This is a genomic window from Streptomyces shenzhenensis, assembly GCF_003688995.1.
GTDB classification, from domain to species: domain Bacteria; phylum Actinomycetota; class Actinomycetes; order Streptomycetales; family Streptomycetaceae; genus Streptomyces; species Streptomyces shenzhenensis_A.
In genome coordinates, this window is record NZ_PENI01000040.1 from 58,838 (window position 1) to 74,526 (window position 15,689).

Consider the following 15,689-nt stretch of genomic DNA (forward strand, 5'->3'; position numbering starts at 1 on the left):
AGACATCCAGCTTTCGAGGGACATGATCCCGTGTTATTACCGGGTGGGACGATCAGATGTGATGGGGCGGACGACGGGGGGTGCCGCGTCAGCTGACGCGCCGGCGCGGACGCCGGCGGACCCGGAGGCGGACCTCGGCGTCGAGGTGCCGAGGGGCGATCGCCTTCCGTGCCTCGGGCAGTGTGTGCGTGCCGATGTGCGCGAGTACGGCCGCGGGCGAGGCGTCCGGAGCCAGGACGAGATGCAGGCGGACCCGGAGCCGACGGGACCGGCCGGCGAGGCGCACACGGGCCTGCGTCACCCCGGGCACGGTCCGGGTCTGCCGTGCCACGGCCTGGGCGAGGGCGGCGCCGTCGAGAGTGAGCCCGGCACGGTCCAGCGGCAGGGTGCTCACCCGGCCGCTGCGGGCCTGGTGGAGGCACCAGCCCAGACACAGCAGCAGCGCGGCGGCGAGCCCGGCCAGCACCGCCGGTGCCCACCAGTCGTGGTCGCGCCAGTGGGCGAGAGCAGCGCGATCCACCCAGACCGTGCCGGAGGCGGCCAGCGGCCACCAGGAGGGCACCTGGTCGCGGCCGACGACCTCGGGGAACCCGAGCGCGATGCCCGCCGCCGTCAGGGGGAGGCCGGCACAGACCAGTACGGCCCTGTTGACGCCGCTGCGCAGCCGGTTCACGACACCCCGCTCCCCGGACGCGCCGGACTCCCCGGGCCCACCCGTTCCCGCTGTCCCGGGTCGCGCCATCCCGGCGCGGTCCGTACCCGCACCCGCGGGCGGGGCGTGCGCCCCAATCCGCATGCGCCGAGGGCCTGGTCGGTCGCCGTCACCACCTGCCGGTGCGCGATCTCCCGGTCACCGAACTCGACGGCGGCCCGGATCCGCGCTCGCCGGCGTCCGACCCGGACCCGCACCTGGGAGATCCCGGACACGCCTGACACGGCCTCATGCACCAGTGCCTCCGCGGCCGACCGGTCGAGCGTCGCCCGTACCCTCCCGTCGGCCGTGCTCATCGCGAACGAACGGCGCCGGCCGGGCGTGAGTGCGAGCAGCACCATCCCGGCGCCGAGCAATGTCACGGCGGCGCTCAGCGCCACCGGGAAGCCGCCGGGGCCGTGGCTGGACAGCCAGCCGAGCGCCCGCGACCGCCAGGGTGCCGCCGTCCGCCCCGCGATCCGCACACACACGACGTCGTACAGCAACGTCGCACAGACCGACAGGCCCAGGAACGCCACCAGCGCCGCGGGCACCCGCCGCTCCGACCACGGCCGCCGCGCCGGACCGCCGGCCGGGCCGGGCGCGGCCGCGGCCACCGGCCCGCCCGGCAGGGATCCGGCATACGGGGTCAGACCGCGCACCCGGACCCGCGGCCGGCTGACCGGGAGTCCGGTGAGCGCGGCCGTGCGCCGCGCCACATGCCGGCGCACCCGGTGACCGGACTGTGCGACCCCGGCCCGGTAGGGGAGCGTGAGAGCGACCGACACACCGGTCCGGCCGCCGCGCCTGCCCACCTTCGCGCTGACCGCCCCGACGTCTCCCGGCGGAAGCGCCTCGCGCGCGGCGTGCTCGGCGATGCGGCGTACCGCCCGGTCGCTGACGGTGGTCCGGCCGCGTTCACCGGCCTCGACCCTGCGCGGACCCGCCTTCGCCGCGGTGCCCGTCCGGGCCCCGGCGGTGTCCGCCCCGGTGCCGTCCGTCCCTGCCCCGGCGGTGTCCGGGCCGGCTCCGGCCGTCCTCATCGGGGCCTTCCGGGGCCGCCTTGGTCCTCGCGCCGACCGTCATGGGACCCGAAGAAATCCGGCCGGACGGTTCCGGTGTCGAGGAACCGGCCCGCGATCCAGCCGACCGCGCCCACCCCGGCCACCAGCAAGAACGCCCTGAACCCACCGAACCAGCCCGCGTAGCCCAGGGCCACGCCCACCAGCAGCCCTGTGTCGGCTCTGCTCATCGCTCTGTCCGCCTCCGTCCGTCTCCTCGGCGGCGCGCACGGGCCGGTCCTTCGCCGGCGGCGCGCCCTGATCCGCACACCGGCCCGTCACTCCACACGTGCGTCCGCCACGGCGCCCGCGTCGTCGTCGGGCAGGTGGACGTCGTCGACGGCCACCTGCACCTCGACCACCTCGAGGCCCGTGATCCGCTCCACGGCGGCGATCACGTTCGCCCGTACCTCGCGCGCGACCTCGGGAATGGGCACCCCGTACTCGACGACCAGGTCCAGGTCGACGGCGGCCTGCCGCTCACCGACCTCGACCTTCACCCCGCGCCCCACGTTCGGCCGCCCGCCCGGTACCCGGTCACGGACCGCGCCGATCGTGCGGGACAGACCGCCGGCGCCCATGTCGTACACGCCGGGAACCTCACGCGCCGCCATGCCCGCGATCTTGACCACCACGACGTCGGCGATGGTCGTCCTGCCTCGCTCGTCCACGGCCCGCCCCGCCGTGGCCCGCGCGGTCTCGCCGGCTCCCCCGAGCACCGCGGTCAGGCCCGGAACGGTGCCCGGACCGCCGTCGACCGCCCCCGTCGGGTTCGACTCCTGTGCCGTCATCGGTGTGCCTCCTGGATTGATGTCCCTGTGCGCGGTCACCTATTTCGACACGTCTGCTGACGTTTCATTACGCGAGGCCCGGGATTACCCGTCGTGCGGACTATCTGCCCGCTGCCGCGTAACGCGCACGGCGGCGGCCGTGTCGTACGGGGCGAAGGGGAGGAGTCGGACGGGGACGGGCCGGACGAGAGGAGACCACGAGTGCCGGGGCACCCGGACAGCCCGACGGACGCCGCAGACGACGGCGAACGGCACGAGGACGCCTTGCTGGCGGCGCGGGCAGGAGAAGGCGACGAGGAGGCCTTCGAGATACTGGTGCGCCGCCATGGGCCCGCGCTGCTGCAACTGGCCACCCGGCTGCTCGGCAACAGGACCGAGGCGGAGGACGCCGTACAGGACGCCTTCGTCAGCGCCTGGCGCAAGCTGCCGGAGTTCCGCGGCGAGTCCGCGTTCAGCAGCTGGATGTACCGGATCGTCACCAACCGGTGCCTGAACGTGCTGCGCGCACGGCGGCCGGTGGCCGCCCTGGACGCGGTGCCCGAACCCGCGGCCCCCGAGCACCAGGCGTCCCCGGCGCGGGTGGCGGAGGCGCACGCCGCTGTCGAGGCCCTGTCGAGCGCGATGGCCGTCCTCTCGCCCGAGCAACGGGTGTGCTGGGTACTCAGGGAGCTGAACGGACTATCGTACGAGGCCGTGGCTGACATGGTCGGAATCAGCCAGGAGGCGGTCCGTGGACGCGTCTTCCGCGCGCGACGCCAACTGACGGAGGCGATGGTCGCATGGCAATGAACGCGGACCCGAACTCCGGCTCGACCGACGCGACGGACAGCGCGGACGTACCCGGCGAGGAACTGCTGCCCTGCGGCCGCAAGCTGGGGGACGTGTGGCGCCAGTGGGAGGACGGACTCGCCGACCCGCACACGCGTACCTGCCCCCACTGCTCCGCCGCACTGCACGACCTCGACCGGCTCCAGGACGTCGTGCGCCGGGCCCGGGCCGAGGAACCGCCCCAGGAGGACACCGGAGCGCTCGTCGATCGGGTGATGGACGTCGTACGCCTCGAACTGCGCCCCGGCAGGACACTCCCGCTGGGTGCCTCGGCGGAGGACGACTGGATCGTGGAAGCGGCGGCGGCCAAGGTGTTCCGCGCGGCGGCCGACTCCCTGCCCGGTGTGCGGACCGGCAGCTGCCGTATCGCCCCGGCCGGCTCCGGTGCGGCGGCCCCGGCACGCCGGGCACGCGGCCCGGTGGCGGTGCGCGTCGAGATCGTGGTGGCCGCCACGGTCAACCTTCAGCGGATCGCGGAGCAGGTCAGGGAAGAGGTGTTCGCGGCGGCGGACGGGCTGCTGGGTATGGAGGTCGGCTCGGTGGACGTCACCGTCACCGACGTCGTGCCCGAGGACGACCTGGCGGAGGGAGGACCGAGGTGACGGCGGACGGTGAGCCCGTGGAGCTGACCGAGCGGATCGCGCAGGCGGTCGCGGGCGTGCCCGGTGTGGCGTTCCTGCGGCCCGGCCTGGCCGGACTGCTGCGCTCCTCCGTGGCGGCGCGGGCGACAGGGCGCCGGGTGAACCCCGAGGAGAGCCGGGCGAAGTCCGCCGTACGGGTCGGACAGGGCAGCGCGCCGGGCACCCTGGCGATCGAGGTCAGCGTCGTCCTGCGGCGCGGCCACCGCGCGGTCGACGTGACGCGCGAGATCCGTGCCGCGGTGCGCCGGACGGTACCGGCCGAGGCCGAGAACCGGCCACCCGCCCGAGTCACGATCACGGTCACCGGCCTGGTGTGACCGGCCGGCCCCACCCGGCCGACGCGCGCTCCTGAAGCGGTACGGCACGGACGTGTCGTCCTTGCGGCTGTCGCCGGTACGCCGTCGACCTGGCGGGGCGCCCTCCAGCGGTCCGCGGACCGCCGCCCTGCGTGCGGGTGCTGCTGAAGGTGCGGCCCGTGCGGGCAGGCATGACCGCGCCCTCGCCTCGCCCGGACGGCGCTGCAAGGCCCGTTCACCGTCGATGGCGTCGGCGTGCGCTCCAGGAGTGGTACGGCACGGCCGTGCTGTTTTTACGGCTGTCGCCGGTACGCCGTCGACCTGGCGGGGCGTCAGCTAGCGGCCCCCGGCCCGTCGGCCCAGCGTGCGGGGGTGGCTGGGGGTTGTGGGAGGCGCGGGCAGGTACGACGGCGCCTTCGCCCCGCCTGGAGCGGCTGCGGGGCGTACTGCATCGGCCGTACCGTCGTCGTGGCCGTCCTCGGTGCGTCGTCGACCTGGCGGGGCGCCCTTCAGCGGTCCGCGGACCGCCGCCCTGCGTGCGGGTGCTGCTGAAGGTGCGGCCCGTGCGGGCAGGCATGACCGCGCCCTCGCCTCGCCCGGAGGGCGTTGCGCTCCTGGAGTGGTACGGCGCCGGCCGCGTCGTCCTTGCGGCTGTCGCCGGTACGCCGCCGGTCTGGACGACGCCCCCGGCTTTATCCCCTGGCGGGGACGCCGTCCTCTCCCCGTCGTGGGCCGGGCGTCTCACGGGTGTGGGCGGGGCGCCGACAGCCGGGCGCGGACGAACTTGCCGTGGCCGTCGGCGGCGGGCAGCCAGCTCACCTCGGCACCCAGCAGCCGTGCCTCCCGCAGCCCGTTGCCCAGCACCCCGGCTATGGCGGCCGCGCTGTTGTGGAAGTCGGGACGCGGATCCCCCACCTCCAGCAGCAGCGTGTCGTGTTCGCCCAGCGTCAGCCGCACCCGCATGCGCGCGTCCGCCTCCCCGGCGGGCCGTGCGTGGACCACGGCGTTATACGCGAGCCGTGCGAGGACATCGACCGCGGCAACGATGTCACCGGGCCAGCTCCATAAGGTCAGATGCGCACGGGCCGCTTCCCGGACCGGGCGCACGCTGAGCGGGTGCAGCGCGTAGGAACGCTGCCAGCGCCGGCCGGCCGGCCTGGGGAGCGCGGTGCGGACGGCGGAGTCCCGCGGCGCCCGGGCGGGCCGGAGCGCCTGCTCCGCACGTCCCGGGCAGGCGCACGCGGCGAAGGCGGGAAGGCCCAGCAGCCAGCTGCGCAGCACGTCCCGGTCCCCGGCGTGCCGGGCGACCTCACGCTCGTCGGGGACGACGAGCCCCGTGGCCGCGCCGGAGGCCAGCAGCTGCCGGACGGCCTGCCAGCCGGTGCGGTGCCACAGAGGCGCGTCGAGCGGTGCCAGGTCGTACACCTTGTGCACGACGGTCCACCCCTGCCGGGTGGCGAACTCCCGCAGCCCCACGAGGACTTGAGTTGCGACCCGGGAATCCGGGCTGCTTGTGTAGAGCGCGACGTGCGCCCGGTCGGGGACGGTGCCGACCAGCTCTCGCTGCGGCACAGAGGTGGTCGAGGCGGCGCGTGTCATTCCGTGGACTCCAGGGGGGCTGGCAAGTTGAGCGAACCGTGCGGGGGGCGGTACGGAGCGGGCCCGCAGGCGCGGCGCCGCGGGCATCCGGAGCCGGGACGCCGACGCGCCCCCGGACGCCCCACAGAGGCGTCCGGCTCGGCCCGGCCGCGGCACACGCCGCGTGCGAAGGCAGCCACGGGCTCCGCGCACCACGCGTCCACCTATCCCCTCCGCATATGCCCAGTGACTTACCGCAGTTCTAATGCATTAGCTCGTCGGCAGGGGTCCAAACTCGGCACTTTTACAGGTCGCCAACCGAGGACGGAGTCTTCACATGGGGCACGATGACCCACCGCGGCACCAGGTGGTCGCCGACGACCTGCGCCGTCGCCTCGCCCGCGGCGAGTGGCCCGTCGGCGCGAAACTCCCCTCCCGCGCCCGGATGGCCGAGGAATACGGGGTCAATCCCAACGTCATGCAGAAGGCACAGGAGCGTCTGATCATCGAGGGCTTCCTGGAAGGACGCGCCGGTTCCGGCACCTACGTGGCCAGGCCCCGCGAGCGACACCGTATGACCCGCTCCCGGCCCTGGAAGTCCCCCGGCGGCGGCCCCTTCGCCGGCGGCACGGCCGAGCCGGACCACATCGGCGCGTGGCGGGCCCGGACCCAGGTACGCGCGCCCGCCCCGGACCACATCGCCCGGCGGCTCGGCATCGAGCCCGGCCAGCCGTGCGTACGCACCAGTTACGAATTCCTCGCGGACGCCCTGACCTCCCAGTACTGCATCAGCTGGGAACCCGCGGCGGCGGCCGGGGCTCCCACGGTGCCCGCGCAGCGGCGGCCCGACACGAGCGGGGCGGTCGCCGGGCGGCTCCGCTCGAAGGGCATCGACATCGTCACCACGGTCGAGGTGCCGCGCCCCGCCCGCGCCACCCGGGAACAGGCCGACCTGCTCGGCATCGGCCTCGGCGACCTGATCCTCGTCATCGAGCGGACGTACTACACCGGTGACGACCGCGCGGTGGAGACGTCCGACATCGTCGTCCCCGACGTGCGCTGGGAAGTGGCCTACGAACTCGCCGTCGCCGGGCCCGAATCCGCCCGGTCATGGGCCGCGGAGGGACCGGCACGACCCGGGGGCGGAGCCCGCCGGACCCCGGGAGACCCGGAGCGCGGCCCTCGCGACACCCTGTGACAGGGTCTCCCGTCCACCCGGGGATGCGGGAGCCGAGAGCCGTCCGGGAGACCCTGTTCCCGCAGTTGTACGCGGTCCCCCGCGCGGCGTCCAACCCGCCCGCACCATCGTGTGAGTGCCTCGCGCAGGTGTACGCAGAGGCGGACGGGCCCGCCGCACCGGACCCGTCCGGCTCATGGGACCCGTCCGCCTCATCGAGACGGGTGAGGCGGCACGGGTCAGCCGAGGAGCCGGTCGACCGCGGCCACCACGGGCCGCCGCTTCAGCATCGGCGACGGGCCGACGTTGACACAGTGCCTGATCGAGACGCTGACCGGGCCGATGCCGTACGTGCCGTCCTCCTCCAACTGCCGCCGCGCCTCGAGAGGTACGCAGTCCAGCCCGAGTTCGGCGGCGGCCACGCTCAGCGCGCCCATCGCGATGACGATGGCCTCCTTCGCCCTGGGCCCGCCCAACAGGACGGTCGTCCCGCCTCCGTCGTGCCCGACCTCCACGCGGTACGTCGCGATCGCGTCGTGCAGGTACTCCTCGGCGTCCAGGCCCACGGACTCCACGACCCGCGCGACGATCCAGTAGATGCCCTCGGCCGCCGCCCGCAGATCCAGCTTGCCGCCCAGCTGTTCCGCCTTGAGCCACGGAGCGGACTTCGGGGACAGGGACGTCGACTGGTAGACACCCCACCCGCGGATGTTGAGCTCCAGCCGATGGATGCCGGGGCCGTCCGAGGCGAGCCATACGTCGGTGACCCCGAGAGCGCCGAAAACATTGTGGGTGCTCATGAATTCGACCAGCCTGGTCGCCGTCATGAGGTTCTCGTTGGACGGGGGTACCAAAGCCTCGATCAGCTCACGAACAGCCCGCTCGTGGAACTTCACTGCTCCTCCCAACTCGGCACGTGCCAAAGGTCCGTTCGGGCCCGGGCCGGTGGCGGGGCCGCGGCGGAGGCAGCGGTGTTCCGCCCGCGCCCTCGCGACGGCATACCCCGGCGCCCCTATACAGATGCGGCTGGGCGTCGAGCATGACGTCACCCGGTTCGGACGAGGCGACGGCGCTTCGTCCGACCGCCGCGATGCGGGGCGGTGGGCCTTCGGCTACCGCGTCGGGACGACCGGCGGGCCGGCGTACAACTGACCGTTGTACGGGAACGGAGGCGGGGAGACGGCCACCGGCATGCCGCCGCGTGTGCCCCAGCCGGACAACTGCCGGGGCACCGCTGCGTGATGGCTCTGCTCCAGGGGCCGCGACATGGGGTCGACGGGCGTGAAGCTCTGGAAGGCGGGCGCGGACCAGACGTCCTCCGGCCCTCGCTCACCGGGGACGGAACGGAAATCCGCGCGCCACTGCATGCAGAGGGCGTCGTAGATCGGGGTAGAGGTGTCCGGCAGGGGGTTCATGGTCGGTCAACGCGGAAGAGGGCCACTGCGATATCTGCCGTACGGGTGCTTTCCGGCGATTACGGCGGTGAAGGTGCCGCCGCGGCGGCCGGACGCCCGGAAAACCGGGCAGCCCGGCAGGGCGGGCGGGCCCGCGGCGCGCCCGGCCCGAACTCCGCCGTGCGCGCCTGCGGTTGGCCGGTGCCCGGCGCTCGCCGCATCCCCGCAGCGGGGGCGGCAGGCAGAAGGCCGGGCCGCAGTCGAGGCCGGAGCCGCGCACAGGGCGGACGACGGGGCCTCCAGCACACGGTCGGTGCGACCCGGCTGCGGCGTGGTCCTGTTCACCGCAGGAGCAGTGACGGCCGCCCTGAACCGCCCGCACGGCCCCCTGCCGCCGTGCGTGAAGTGCTACCCGAGGACCCGTTCGCCGAGGTTGTGCAGCAGTCCGCCGATCTGTGTCGTGGCACGCGTGAGGAGGGTGGGCGACTGGGGAGCCGGCTTGTGCGGTGCGCCGGGGCTCGGCTCGGACGCCGGGGGCCTCGTACCGCCCGGCTGGGGGCTGGTGGCCGGAGTGCCGGACGGAGGCGCCGACTGGGTGGGAACGCCGCTCTGGGACGGCGGGAGTTGCTGGGGAGGGGCCGTCTGCCCCACGGCGGTCGGCGGCTGCGCCGCACCCGCACCCGCACTCGCGCCCGCACTGGCACTCGCGCCGCCTCCCGCGCTCGGCGCCGGAGCCGAGGCCGAACTCGACGCCGGAGCCGACGCCGAGGCCGACGCCGGTGTCGAGCGCGGAGGCTGGGTGCCCTTCCAGCCTCCGGCCGGCCGGGAAGCACTCCCGCTCGGGCCCGTGTCCCGGGGAAGAGAGGCAGCGACCACCTGGCCGGCCGGCGCCGGCGGTGAGGGCTGGCCGGTGACAGGCATGCCGACGGGGCCGGATTCGCCGCTGTCGAAGGCGGGCACGGTCATGGGCGGCAGGGCCGCTACCGAATGCCCGGAGGCGTAGGCGGCGTTCCACGCCAGCACGTCACGCACATAGATCTCGGAGGGGTTGTAGCTGAGGATGGCCCGGTTCAATTGCTGCGGATCGTTGAGATCGCGATTGTCGGCACACAGATAGGCGGCAGCCGTCGTCGTGGCGTCGAAGATGTTGTTCGGATCGGCGTCGAGAGTGGGGCGAGTGGTGGTTCCCCAGCGCTTCCACGTGGAGGGGATGAACTGCATGGGGCCCACCGCCCGGTCCCAGGTGGTGTCGCCGTCGTATGTCCCCCGGTCGGAATCCGGCAGCGCGGCGAAAAGCCCGCCGTTCAGCACGGGCCCCAGAATCCGGGACGTCGTGAAGCCTTCGCTGGTGAGGGCCCCGTTCCTCGCGTGGTGCGACTCGACCTGGCCGATCGCGGCGAGCAGCGTCCACGGCAGATGACAGCCAGGGGTCCGGATCGCCTGCTCGTCGGCGGCACGCTGATAGGCCTCGAGCGCCAGAGCGGGCAGGCCCGCGTGCGCGGCGTCCGCCGGATCGGTGACCGGGACGGCGCCCGCGCGCGCAGGTGCGCTTTCCTCGTCGTCGTCATCGGCGGCGGGCTTCTCGGGCGCGGGCCCCGGGGCGCCGGTGGGCGGGTCCGACGGGGCGGGGGCGGCGCTGTCGGGCTGCTGCGCCCCGGCCACAGGCGCCGAAACCGTCTTGGGTGGCGAGAATGACGTGGAAATGGCCCCCGCGGCGCAGGCAACCGCCGTTCCGATCAGGATGATTCGCCGGATTCGGCGAACACGCTCCTTTGCGGCCTGCGACGCTGCACCCTCACCAGAAGACGAACCGGTGTCGGACATGACGAAATCCCTCCGCTCGTACGGTGTTTCCGGCGATCCACTCACCGCGCGAATTTCCTCGCTGTTCTGCCTAGAGGGCAGGAACGGGTGAATATGACTCGATGGTCCCGATATCGAGGGAAAAACCTCACTCGGTCGGACTGCCCTTGCGCACACGGGATTTGGGGTGCACGGCAACGGGGGCCGGGGCGGAGGAACGCACGCCTGGTGGGGCCGGCTGCGCGGCGTCGCAACCGGTCCCGGCGACACCTTATGCCATGGCCCTGCTGTGACCTGCGGACCGGGGCACGACGTCGTCCCCGGCCGGCACGCCCCGGTGGCCGACTTCCGCGCCGGGCGCCGTCTTTCACGCGTCATGTCCGTGCAGACGGAGCCTCTCTTTTGTAGAGGGCGCCACGTCGGCAAGGATCGTGCACCCGCTGGTGGCGCCCGTCGACCAGGTCACATCAGGAAGGGAGAAGACGGCCATGTACGGAGGTCCCGGCATGGGCAAGGGCGTCGGAGGCGCAGTCGGGGGAGGTGGGGTACTCGCCGCGGCCGGCCTGGGACAGACGGAGATCTTCGTCGTGCTGGCCGTCGCGCTGCTCGTCGTCGGTGCCCTGCTGCTGCGGTCCTCGTCGTTGAAGCACCGCAACAGACGCCCCTGAACGCAAAAAGCCGGGTGGACATCGGCTGTGGCCGATGTCCACCCGGCAGTCGCGTCGTCACCCGGCCTGTGGCTGCTCGGGCGCCATCGCGTGCTCCCTCCGGTACAGCAGCCAGAAGCAGAGCACGGCCAGCGGAATGCACAGGGCCGTCAGGAAATCCGTGAAAATCATGTGCTTGATGAGGTCGGATGCCCCTTCGGTCAGCACCACACTCCAGAACTGGAGGAGGAGAGCGAGCACCACGCACACCGTCAGCCTGCCCACCGCACGGGCCGAGTGGCGGGCCCAGGTCCGGCTGGCGAGCATGGCCCCGAGGACGATCGTGCCGAGCCACAGCAGCGGCACCAGGGCGGGCACCGCCCGGAACCCGTCGAACACCGTCGAAACCACCGCGATCCGGTGCTCCTTGGCATACGGTTCATGACCGGAGTCGGCCGGATACGAACCGAGGTACTCCAGGCCCGGGCGGGTCACCGCCTGGATGCCACGCGCCCCCATGCCGACCAGCCGGCCGGGGTTCGTCAGGAAGTGCACCACGATCTTGGCCGGGGTGACGTTCTGCCGGTAGTCGTCCCAGTAGGGCGTCCTGGCGGCGGAGTTGAGATCGTTCATCCGGCTGTTCATGGACGAGATCAACCGGGTATCGGCACCCAGGGCCTTCAGGTCCGCCACCGGATCCGGGCTGTGCGGCAGCATCTCGACGAACACAGCGTCGTACCAGACCAGTTCGTTGAGCCGCTTCGGCTGGGTCGCGGCGAACCCGGCGGTGACACCGCACAGCACGACGCAGGCGATCAGAGCGGGCCAGCGTGCCGCCAGCCACCGGCCCAGCCGCTGCTGGGACTTGCCGTTCGCCGCCGGGGCCGGCTCCTTGTTGTCCTTGCGCCGCGCGCTGGGCAGCCAGAGCAGGGCCAGCATGGCCACCGGCACGAGCGAGATCAGCTGGGGCTTGGCCGTGATGGTGAAGAGCACGGCGACCGTCGTCAGCACGATTCCGCCGAGGGCCGAGTCCGGGCGCCGCCACAGCAGGAGCAGGGCCGGGCAGAGCAGCAGCAGACCGATCAGCGCACCCGGCTCGCTGAAGGGCGAGATGAAGAAGCCCGCGAAGGCCGAGTCGCACATGATCAGCCCGAAGCCGGCGGTCACCGTGAGCCGCAGCCACAGCGGCCCGGGCAGCAGCACGACCAGCAGGGCGATGAGGGCACCGAAGGCGAACGCGAGCAGTGCCCCGGCCGCCCTCAGGTCGAGCGCGCCGGGCAGACCGAGCACCGGGGTCAGCACCTTGGCCAGCGCCAGCACCAACTGCTGCGAGGAGTAGTACTGCTCGCCCGAGCCCTGGGCCCCACAGGTCTCGCCGTACCAGTCGTGCGCGACCCACGTCGGGTAGAGATGGGCCGACGGCTGCCCGTCCCACGGGTGGTTGCTCACCACCCCGAGCGGGCAGAGCAGCTGGACGGCGTCCCCGTTGTCGCCCATCCCGACCACCCCGCCCAGCATCAGGCGCAGCAGCATCACGATGGTCCACCCGGCTCCCGCGAAGGCGGCCGCCGTCCGCACCGACCGGCGGTCGGGTTCACCGATCAGCCGCAGGCGCATGGCCGCCCTGCCCAGAGCCGCGCGTGCTTCGTATGCGGTCATGCCTGTCCCTTCGCGCTGGCGCTGAGCGTGCCGGTGACGGTCGCGCCGGCCGCAGCCGGGCCGACACCGCATTTCACCGTCCTGGTGTCTTTCTCCCAGTCGCCCTTGCTCGGCGTCCTGGCCTTGATCGTCAGATCCGGAGAGTGCTTGAGGGTGTGCCCGAGGAACTCCTCCACGAACGGCCGGCACACGTCGGCGGCCGCCGCCTTGACGTCGTCCGGGTAGGGCCCCTCATCGAGGTCGAGCCAGGCGTTGACCTCCTCGCGGTCGTGCGGCTGGTCGCAGGTGACGACCTCGGTGCCGAACTCGCAGTTGCGCACCGCCGCGGACTCGCTCTTCATCAGGACGTCACGGGCCGAGAAGGCGATGAGCGGCCCGGCCGCGGCGTTCTGCACCGGCGGCACCGCCTCGCAACGCATGGTCCGCACGCCTCCGGCCCACTCCTCCCGGGTCGGGATCCTGCTCCAGGCCGAGAAGGAGACAGCGTCCCGCGGGCCCGCGCCCAGGTACTGTCTGAGCGTTTCCGCATCGCAGCGGCTCGCATACGCGTCGAACTGCTCGGGCTCGGGACGTGTCGGTGAGGTGGCCAGCGGACCGTCGATGGTGACCAACGCGTAGGTCTCGCTGCGGTGCGGCCGGTCGCAGGGAACCGGCGGTGCGACGTCACTGGGCTGGACCATCTCGTACTGGGTACGGAAGGTGTGGCAGGTGCCCACGGACTGCAGGCTCGTCGGCACCGCCGGCGCGCCCGAACTGCGGTCCGGTCCGCAGCCCGTCAGCAGCAGGAGCCCGGCCGCACCGAGCAGGGCGGGGAATGTGCGCATGTCCATGATGGTGTGTGCCTTGGTGTCGTGGGAGTTGACGGCGCGTCAGGCCTCTTTGGCGATCGGCCCGACGACGATGACCTCGGCATTGCGGCGGGTCTTGGCCCAGCCGGCGCGCCCGCTGACCAGCCGCCCGAACGCGCGCCAGGCGATGACGTAGAAGAGATAGATCATCGAGGCGTACGCGACGCCCCAGCCGATGCACCTGAGCAGTCCCTGTGAGGGCTCGCAGCGCCGGTGGTACAGGTAGCCCCAGACCGCGAACTGCGCGATGCCGAAGACCAGGTACAGCGTGAACAGGACGGCGCCGCCCGCCCCCAGGAAGCGCATGGTCTTCTCGGGGTACAGCACCAGGTTGTTCAGGAAGATCAGGATCGGCAGCGGGTAGATGACCGTTCCCACGAGCCACAGCCAGGGCTGGACCAGGTAGTACGAGATCTCGATGACACCGGCGTTGGAGAGGTACGGCGAGCGCCACGTCTTGGACAGGTAGCGCATGCACTGCATGGTCCCCTGGCACCAACGGGTCCGCTGCGTCACGAAGCGCGGCAGGTTGTACAGGGCCTCCTGGTCCACCCAGGCCTCGGTGGCGTAGCCGGTGCGGTAGCCGGCCAGCATGATGTGCAGGCCGAGCTCGAAGTCCTCGAGGAGCGAACCGCGCCAGGGCACCCGCTCGGCGCCCGCGAGCTCGTCCAGCGCGCTCATCCGGCTGAACTGGCCGTTGCCGCCCATGCACACACTCTTGGTGGTCCGCCGGGAGGTCTGGATGGCGGAGATGGCCGCCCGGAACTCGATGTCCTGCATCCGGACCAGCGTGCGCCCGAACCAGTTCTGCAGCCGGGTCCCGTCCGGCAGCGGATTGCGCACGTTCCGGTTGACCATACGGACCTCGATCTGCACGGCGCCCATCTGCGGATCGCCGAACAGGCTCGGTCCCGCACACACGTCGAGCACATTGACCGACGGGCGCGCGTCCGCGTCGAAGACGGCCACGACCACCGAGGACCGGTCGGTGCCGGCCGGCAGCCAGTCGTCCAGTGCACGGTAGGCCGCGTTCAGCGCATGGCTCTTGCCCATACGGGCCTCGGGGCGGCGCCGCTGCACGAGGTGCACGAACGACGAACGCCCCGCATGGTCGCGGACGATGGCCGCGGTCGCGTCGTCGGAGTCGTCGTCGATGACCCACAGGTGCACGGTGGGGTAGTGCTCGCGCAGGTAGTTCAGGGTATCGCCGATGACGCTCTCCTCGTCCCGGCACGGGATGAAGTAGTGCCAGGTGAAGTCGTCGGCCCGGCCCGGCTGTTGCGGCTTGGCCCGCAGGAAGGCGATGACCAGCAGGATCACATAGAGGGTGAAGACACCGTTGATGATGAGTGCGAGGGCCATCGCCAGACCGATGAAGCCGCTCTCCTGGAACTGGTTCACCGAGGCACTCCGTTCAGCTGGGCCTGCGGTTCTCGGTGCCGCATCGCCACCAGCAGCAGGACGGTCACCGAGAGGGCCACACCCACCAGACTGAGGAGGGAGCCGACCACGGTGTGCGCCCAGCCGAATCCTTCGTAGCCCCACTCCTGGGAGAACCAGGCGATCAGACCGAACCGCAGCTGGTTCGTCACGACGAGCAGGGCGGCGCCGATGGCCGTTCCGGCGAGAATGCGCGTGACGGTGGAGCGACGGCTGAGCATGAATCCGGCGCCGACCAGGAGGAGCGGGATGATCAGCATTGCCGAGCTGCAGCCTGCCGTGATCCTCAGGCCCATCGCGTGCTGTGTACCGAGACCGAAGAAGGTCACCGCCTGGTCCCAGTTCAGAGCGGTGGTCCCGGTGGTGACCAGCCCGAGGACGTACTCGCCCATCGCGGCCTCGACCGAGCGGAACCATCCGTTGAAGGCGAAAAGGGCGCCGGAGGTGAAGAACAGGGCGGCGGCCAGCACGAGCCGGAGGTAGGAAGACTGTGACGGTCTTGCCGCTCCGAGACCGATGGCCTGCACCGATGGCCGCTTTCCGAAGGAAAGCACGCTCACCCGTGGTCCGGAGCGACGCGATGTCGGATTCGGGTGCACAGTCGGGCCTTTCTGACGTAGCGACGCCCACTGCCCGGGCGCCTCTCACGCACGAAAGGAGGTCCGGGAGGTCGAGGGATGACGCCGTGGCGGTGGATTTGACCCACCCACTTGGCGGAATCCCGGCCCGTGTTCCCGCGGAACGTGTGCGCACCGGGTGCTCGACCCGGCCGCCAGCACCCTTGTCACCTGTGGTGTTCCCGTTGTTCCGGTGTTCCCGGTCGCCATCGGCAGGG

Annotated in this window: 17 protein-coding genes; 5 read left to right on the plus strand and 12 right to left on the minus strand. The window is 72.4% G+C overall.

Annotated elements, in window-relative coordinates; genetic code table 11:
- Window positions 1-88: 88 nt before the first annotated feature.
- The 4 genes from CTZ28_RS39590 to CTZ28_RS39605 all read right to left on the minus strand — a co-directional run bounded on the left by CTZ28_RS39590 (window position 89) and on the right by CTZ28_RS39605 (window position 2,543).
- The gene (locus CTZ28_RS39590) at window positions 89-673 is read right to left on the minus strand and encodes an Asp23/Gls24 family envelope stress response protein (RefSeq protein WP_121894608.1); all 585 of its coding nucleotides are present in this window, start codon (window positions 671-673) and stop codon (window positions 89-91) included.
- Window positions 670-1,734, minus strand: a complete 1,065-nt coding sequence (locus tag CTZ28_RS39595) for a DUF6286 domain-containing Asp23/Gls24 family envelope stress response protein (protein ID WP_121894609.1) — start codon at window positions 1,732-1,734, stop codon at window positions 670-672. Before CTZ28_RS39595 ends, CTZ28_RS39590 begins: the two co-directional genes overlap by 4 nt.
- Window positions 1,731-1,943 carry a hypothetical protein gene (locus CTZ28_RS39600; protein WP_121894610.1) on the minus strand — a complete coding sequence of 71 codons (213 nt, stop codon included), beginning with the start codon at window positions 1,941-1,943 and terminating at the stop codon, window positions 1,731-1,733. The genes CTZ28_RS39595 and CTZ28_RS39600 overlap by 4 nt, the downstream gene beginning before the upstream one ends.
- Window positions 1,944-2,030: 87 nt before the next feature.
- Window positions 2,031-2,543 carry an Asp23/Gls24 family envelope stress response protein gene (locus CTZ28_RS39605; protein ID WP_121894611.1) on the minus strand — a complete coding sequence of 171 codons (513 nt, stop codon included), beginning with the start codon at window positions 2,541-2,543 and terminating at the stop codon, window positions 2,031-2,033.
- Window positions 2,544-2,744: 201 nt separating this feature from the next.
- On the opposite strand from CTZ28_RS39605, the gene CTZ28_RS39610 reads away from it, so the two are divergent.
- From CTZ28_RS39610 to CTZ28_RS39620, 3 genes are read left to right on the plus strand one after another with little or no spacing between them, the layout of a single operon-like run.
- Window positions 2,745-3,332 (plus strand): RNA polymerase sigma factor, encoded by a 588-nt coding sequence (locus tag CTZ28_RS39610; protein WP_121894612.1) that lies wholly within the window; start codon window positions 2,745-2,747, stop codon window positions 3,330-3,332.
- Window positions 3,323-3,973 carry an Asp23/Gls24 family envelope stress response protein gene (locus CTZ28_RS39615; protein WP_259472024.1) on the plus strand — a complete coding sequence of 217 codons (651 nt, stop codon included), beginning with the start codon at window positions 3,323-3,325 and terminating at the stop codon, window positions 3,971-3,973. The genes CTZ28_RS39610 and CTZ28_RS39615 overlap by 10 nt, the downstream gene beginning before the upstream one ends.
- The gene (locus CTZ28_RS39620) at window positions 3,970-4,329 is read left to right on the plus strand and encodes an Asp23/Gls24 family envelope stress response protein (protein ID WP_121894614.1); all 360 of its coding nucleotides are present in this window, start codon (window positions 3,970-3,972) and stop codon (window positions 4,327-4,329) included. Before CTZ28_RS39615 ends, CTZ28_RS39620 begins: the two co-directional genes overlap by 4 nt.
- A 720-nt stretch (window positions 4,330-5,049) precedes the next feature.
- On the opposite strand, the gene CTZ28_RS39625 is transcribed toward CTZ28_RS39620, so the two are convergent.
- On the minus strand, window positions 5,050-5,907 hold the full coding sequence (locus CTZ28_RS39625; protein ID WP_121894615.1) for a hypothetical protein: 858 nt from the start codon (window positions 5,905-5,907) through the stop codon (window positions 5,050-5,052).
- Window positions 5,908-6,223: 316 nt separating this feature from the next.
- On the opposite strand from CTZ28_RS39625, the gene CTZ28_RS39630 reads away from it, so the two are divergent.
- Window positions 6,224-7,084, plus strand: a complete 861-nt coding sequence (locus CTZ28_RS39630; RefSeq protein ID WP_121894616.1) for a GntR family transcriptional regulator — start codon at window positions 6,224-6,226, stop codon at window positions 7,082-7,084.
- A gap of 218 nt (window positions 7,085-7,302) precedes the next feature.
- Here the strand turns inward: CTZ28_RS39630 and CTZ28_RS39635 are convergent, their stop codons facing one another.
- The 3 genes from CTZ28_RS39635 to CTZ28_RS39645 all read right to left on the minus strand — a co-directional run bounded on the left by CTZ28_RS39635 (window position 7,303) and on the right by CTZ28_RS39645 (window position 10,281).
- The gene (locus CTZ28_RS39635; protein ID WP_121894617.1) at window positions 7,303-7,959 is read right to left on the minus strand and encodes a hypothetical protein; all 657 of its coding nucleotides are present in this window, start codon (window positions 7,957-7,959) and stop codon (window positions 7,303-7,305) included.
- Between the two features lie 216 nt (window positions 7,960-8,175).
- Window positions 8,176-8,478: a hypothetical protein gene (locus CTZ28_RS39640; RefSeq protein ID WP_121894618.1), complete on the minus strand. Its 303-nt coding sequence runs from the start codon at window positions 8,476-8,478 to the stop codon at window positions 8,176-8,178.
- A 387-nt stretch (window positions 8,479-8,865) separates the two neighbouring features.
- Window positions 8,866-10,281 carry a lytic transglycosylase domain-containing protein gene (locus CTZ28_RS39645; protein WP_121894619.1) on the minus strand — a complete coding sequence of 472 codons (1,416 nt, stop codon included), beginning with the start codon at window positions 10,279-10,281 and terminating at the stop codon, window positions 8,866-8,868.
- A 467-nt stretch (window positions 10,282-10,748) separates the two neighbouring features.
- Between CTZ28_RS39645 and CTZ28_RS39650 the strand changes: the two genes are divergently transcribed.
- Window positions 10,749-10,928: a hypothetical protein gene (locus tag CTZ28_RS39650; RefSeq protein WP_121894620.1), complete on the plus strand. Its 180-nt coding sequence runs from the start codon at window positions 10,749-10,751 to the stop codon at window positions 10,926-10,928.
- A gap of 57 nt (window positions 10,929-10,985) precedes the next feature.
- Here the strand turns inward: CTZ28_RS39650 and wsfD are convergent, their stop codons facing one another.
- From wsfD to CTZ28_RS39670, 4 genes are read right to left on the minus strand one after another with little or no spacing between them, the layout of a single operon-like run.
- Complete coding sequence (gene wsfD, locus CTZ28_RS39655; protein ID WP_121894621.1) at window positions 10,986-12,566, minus strand: glycan biosynthesis hexose transferase WsfD; 1,581 nt, start codon at window positions 12,564-12,566, stop codon at window positions 10,986-10,988.
- The gene (locus CTZ28_RS39660) at window positions 12,563-13,390 is read right to left on the minus strand and encodes a septum formation family protein (RefSeq protein ID WP_183154818.1); all 828 of its coding nucleotides are present in this window, start codon (window positions 13,388-13,390) and stop codon (window positions 12,563-12,565) included. Before CTZ28_RS39660 ends, wsfD begins: the two co-directional genes overlap by 4 nt.
- 45 nt (window positions 13,391-13,435) lie before the next feature.
- On the minus strand, window positions 13,436-14,815 hold the full coding sequence (locus tag CTZ28_RS39665) for a glycosyltransferase family 2 protein (protein WP_259472025.1): 1,380 nt from the start codon (window positions 14,813-14,815) through the stop codon (window positions 13,436-13,438).
- Window positions 14,812-15,324, minus strand: a complete 513-nt coding sequence (locus CTZ28_RS39670) for an archaeosortase/exosortase family protein (protein WP_147481266.1) — start codon at window positions 15,322-15,324, stop codon at window positions 14,812-14,814. The genes CTZ28_RS39665 and CTZ28_RS39670 overlap by 4 nt, the downstream gene beginning before the upstream one ends.
- Window positions 15,325-15,689: the final 365 nt, after the last annotated feature.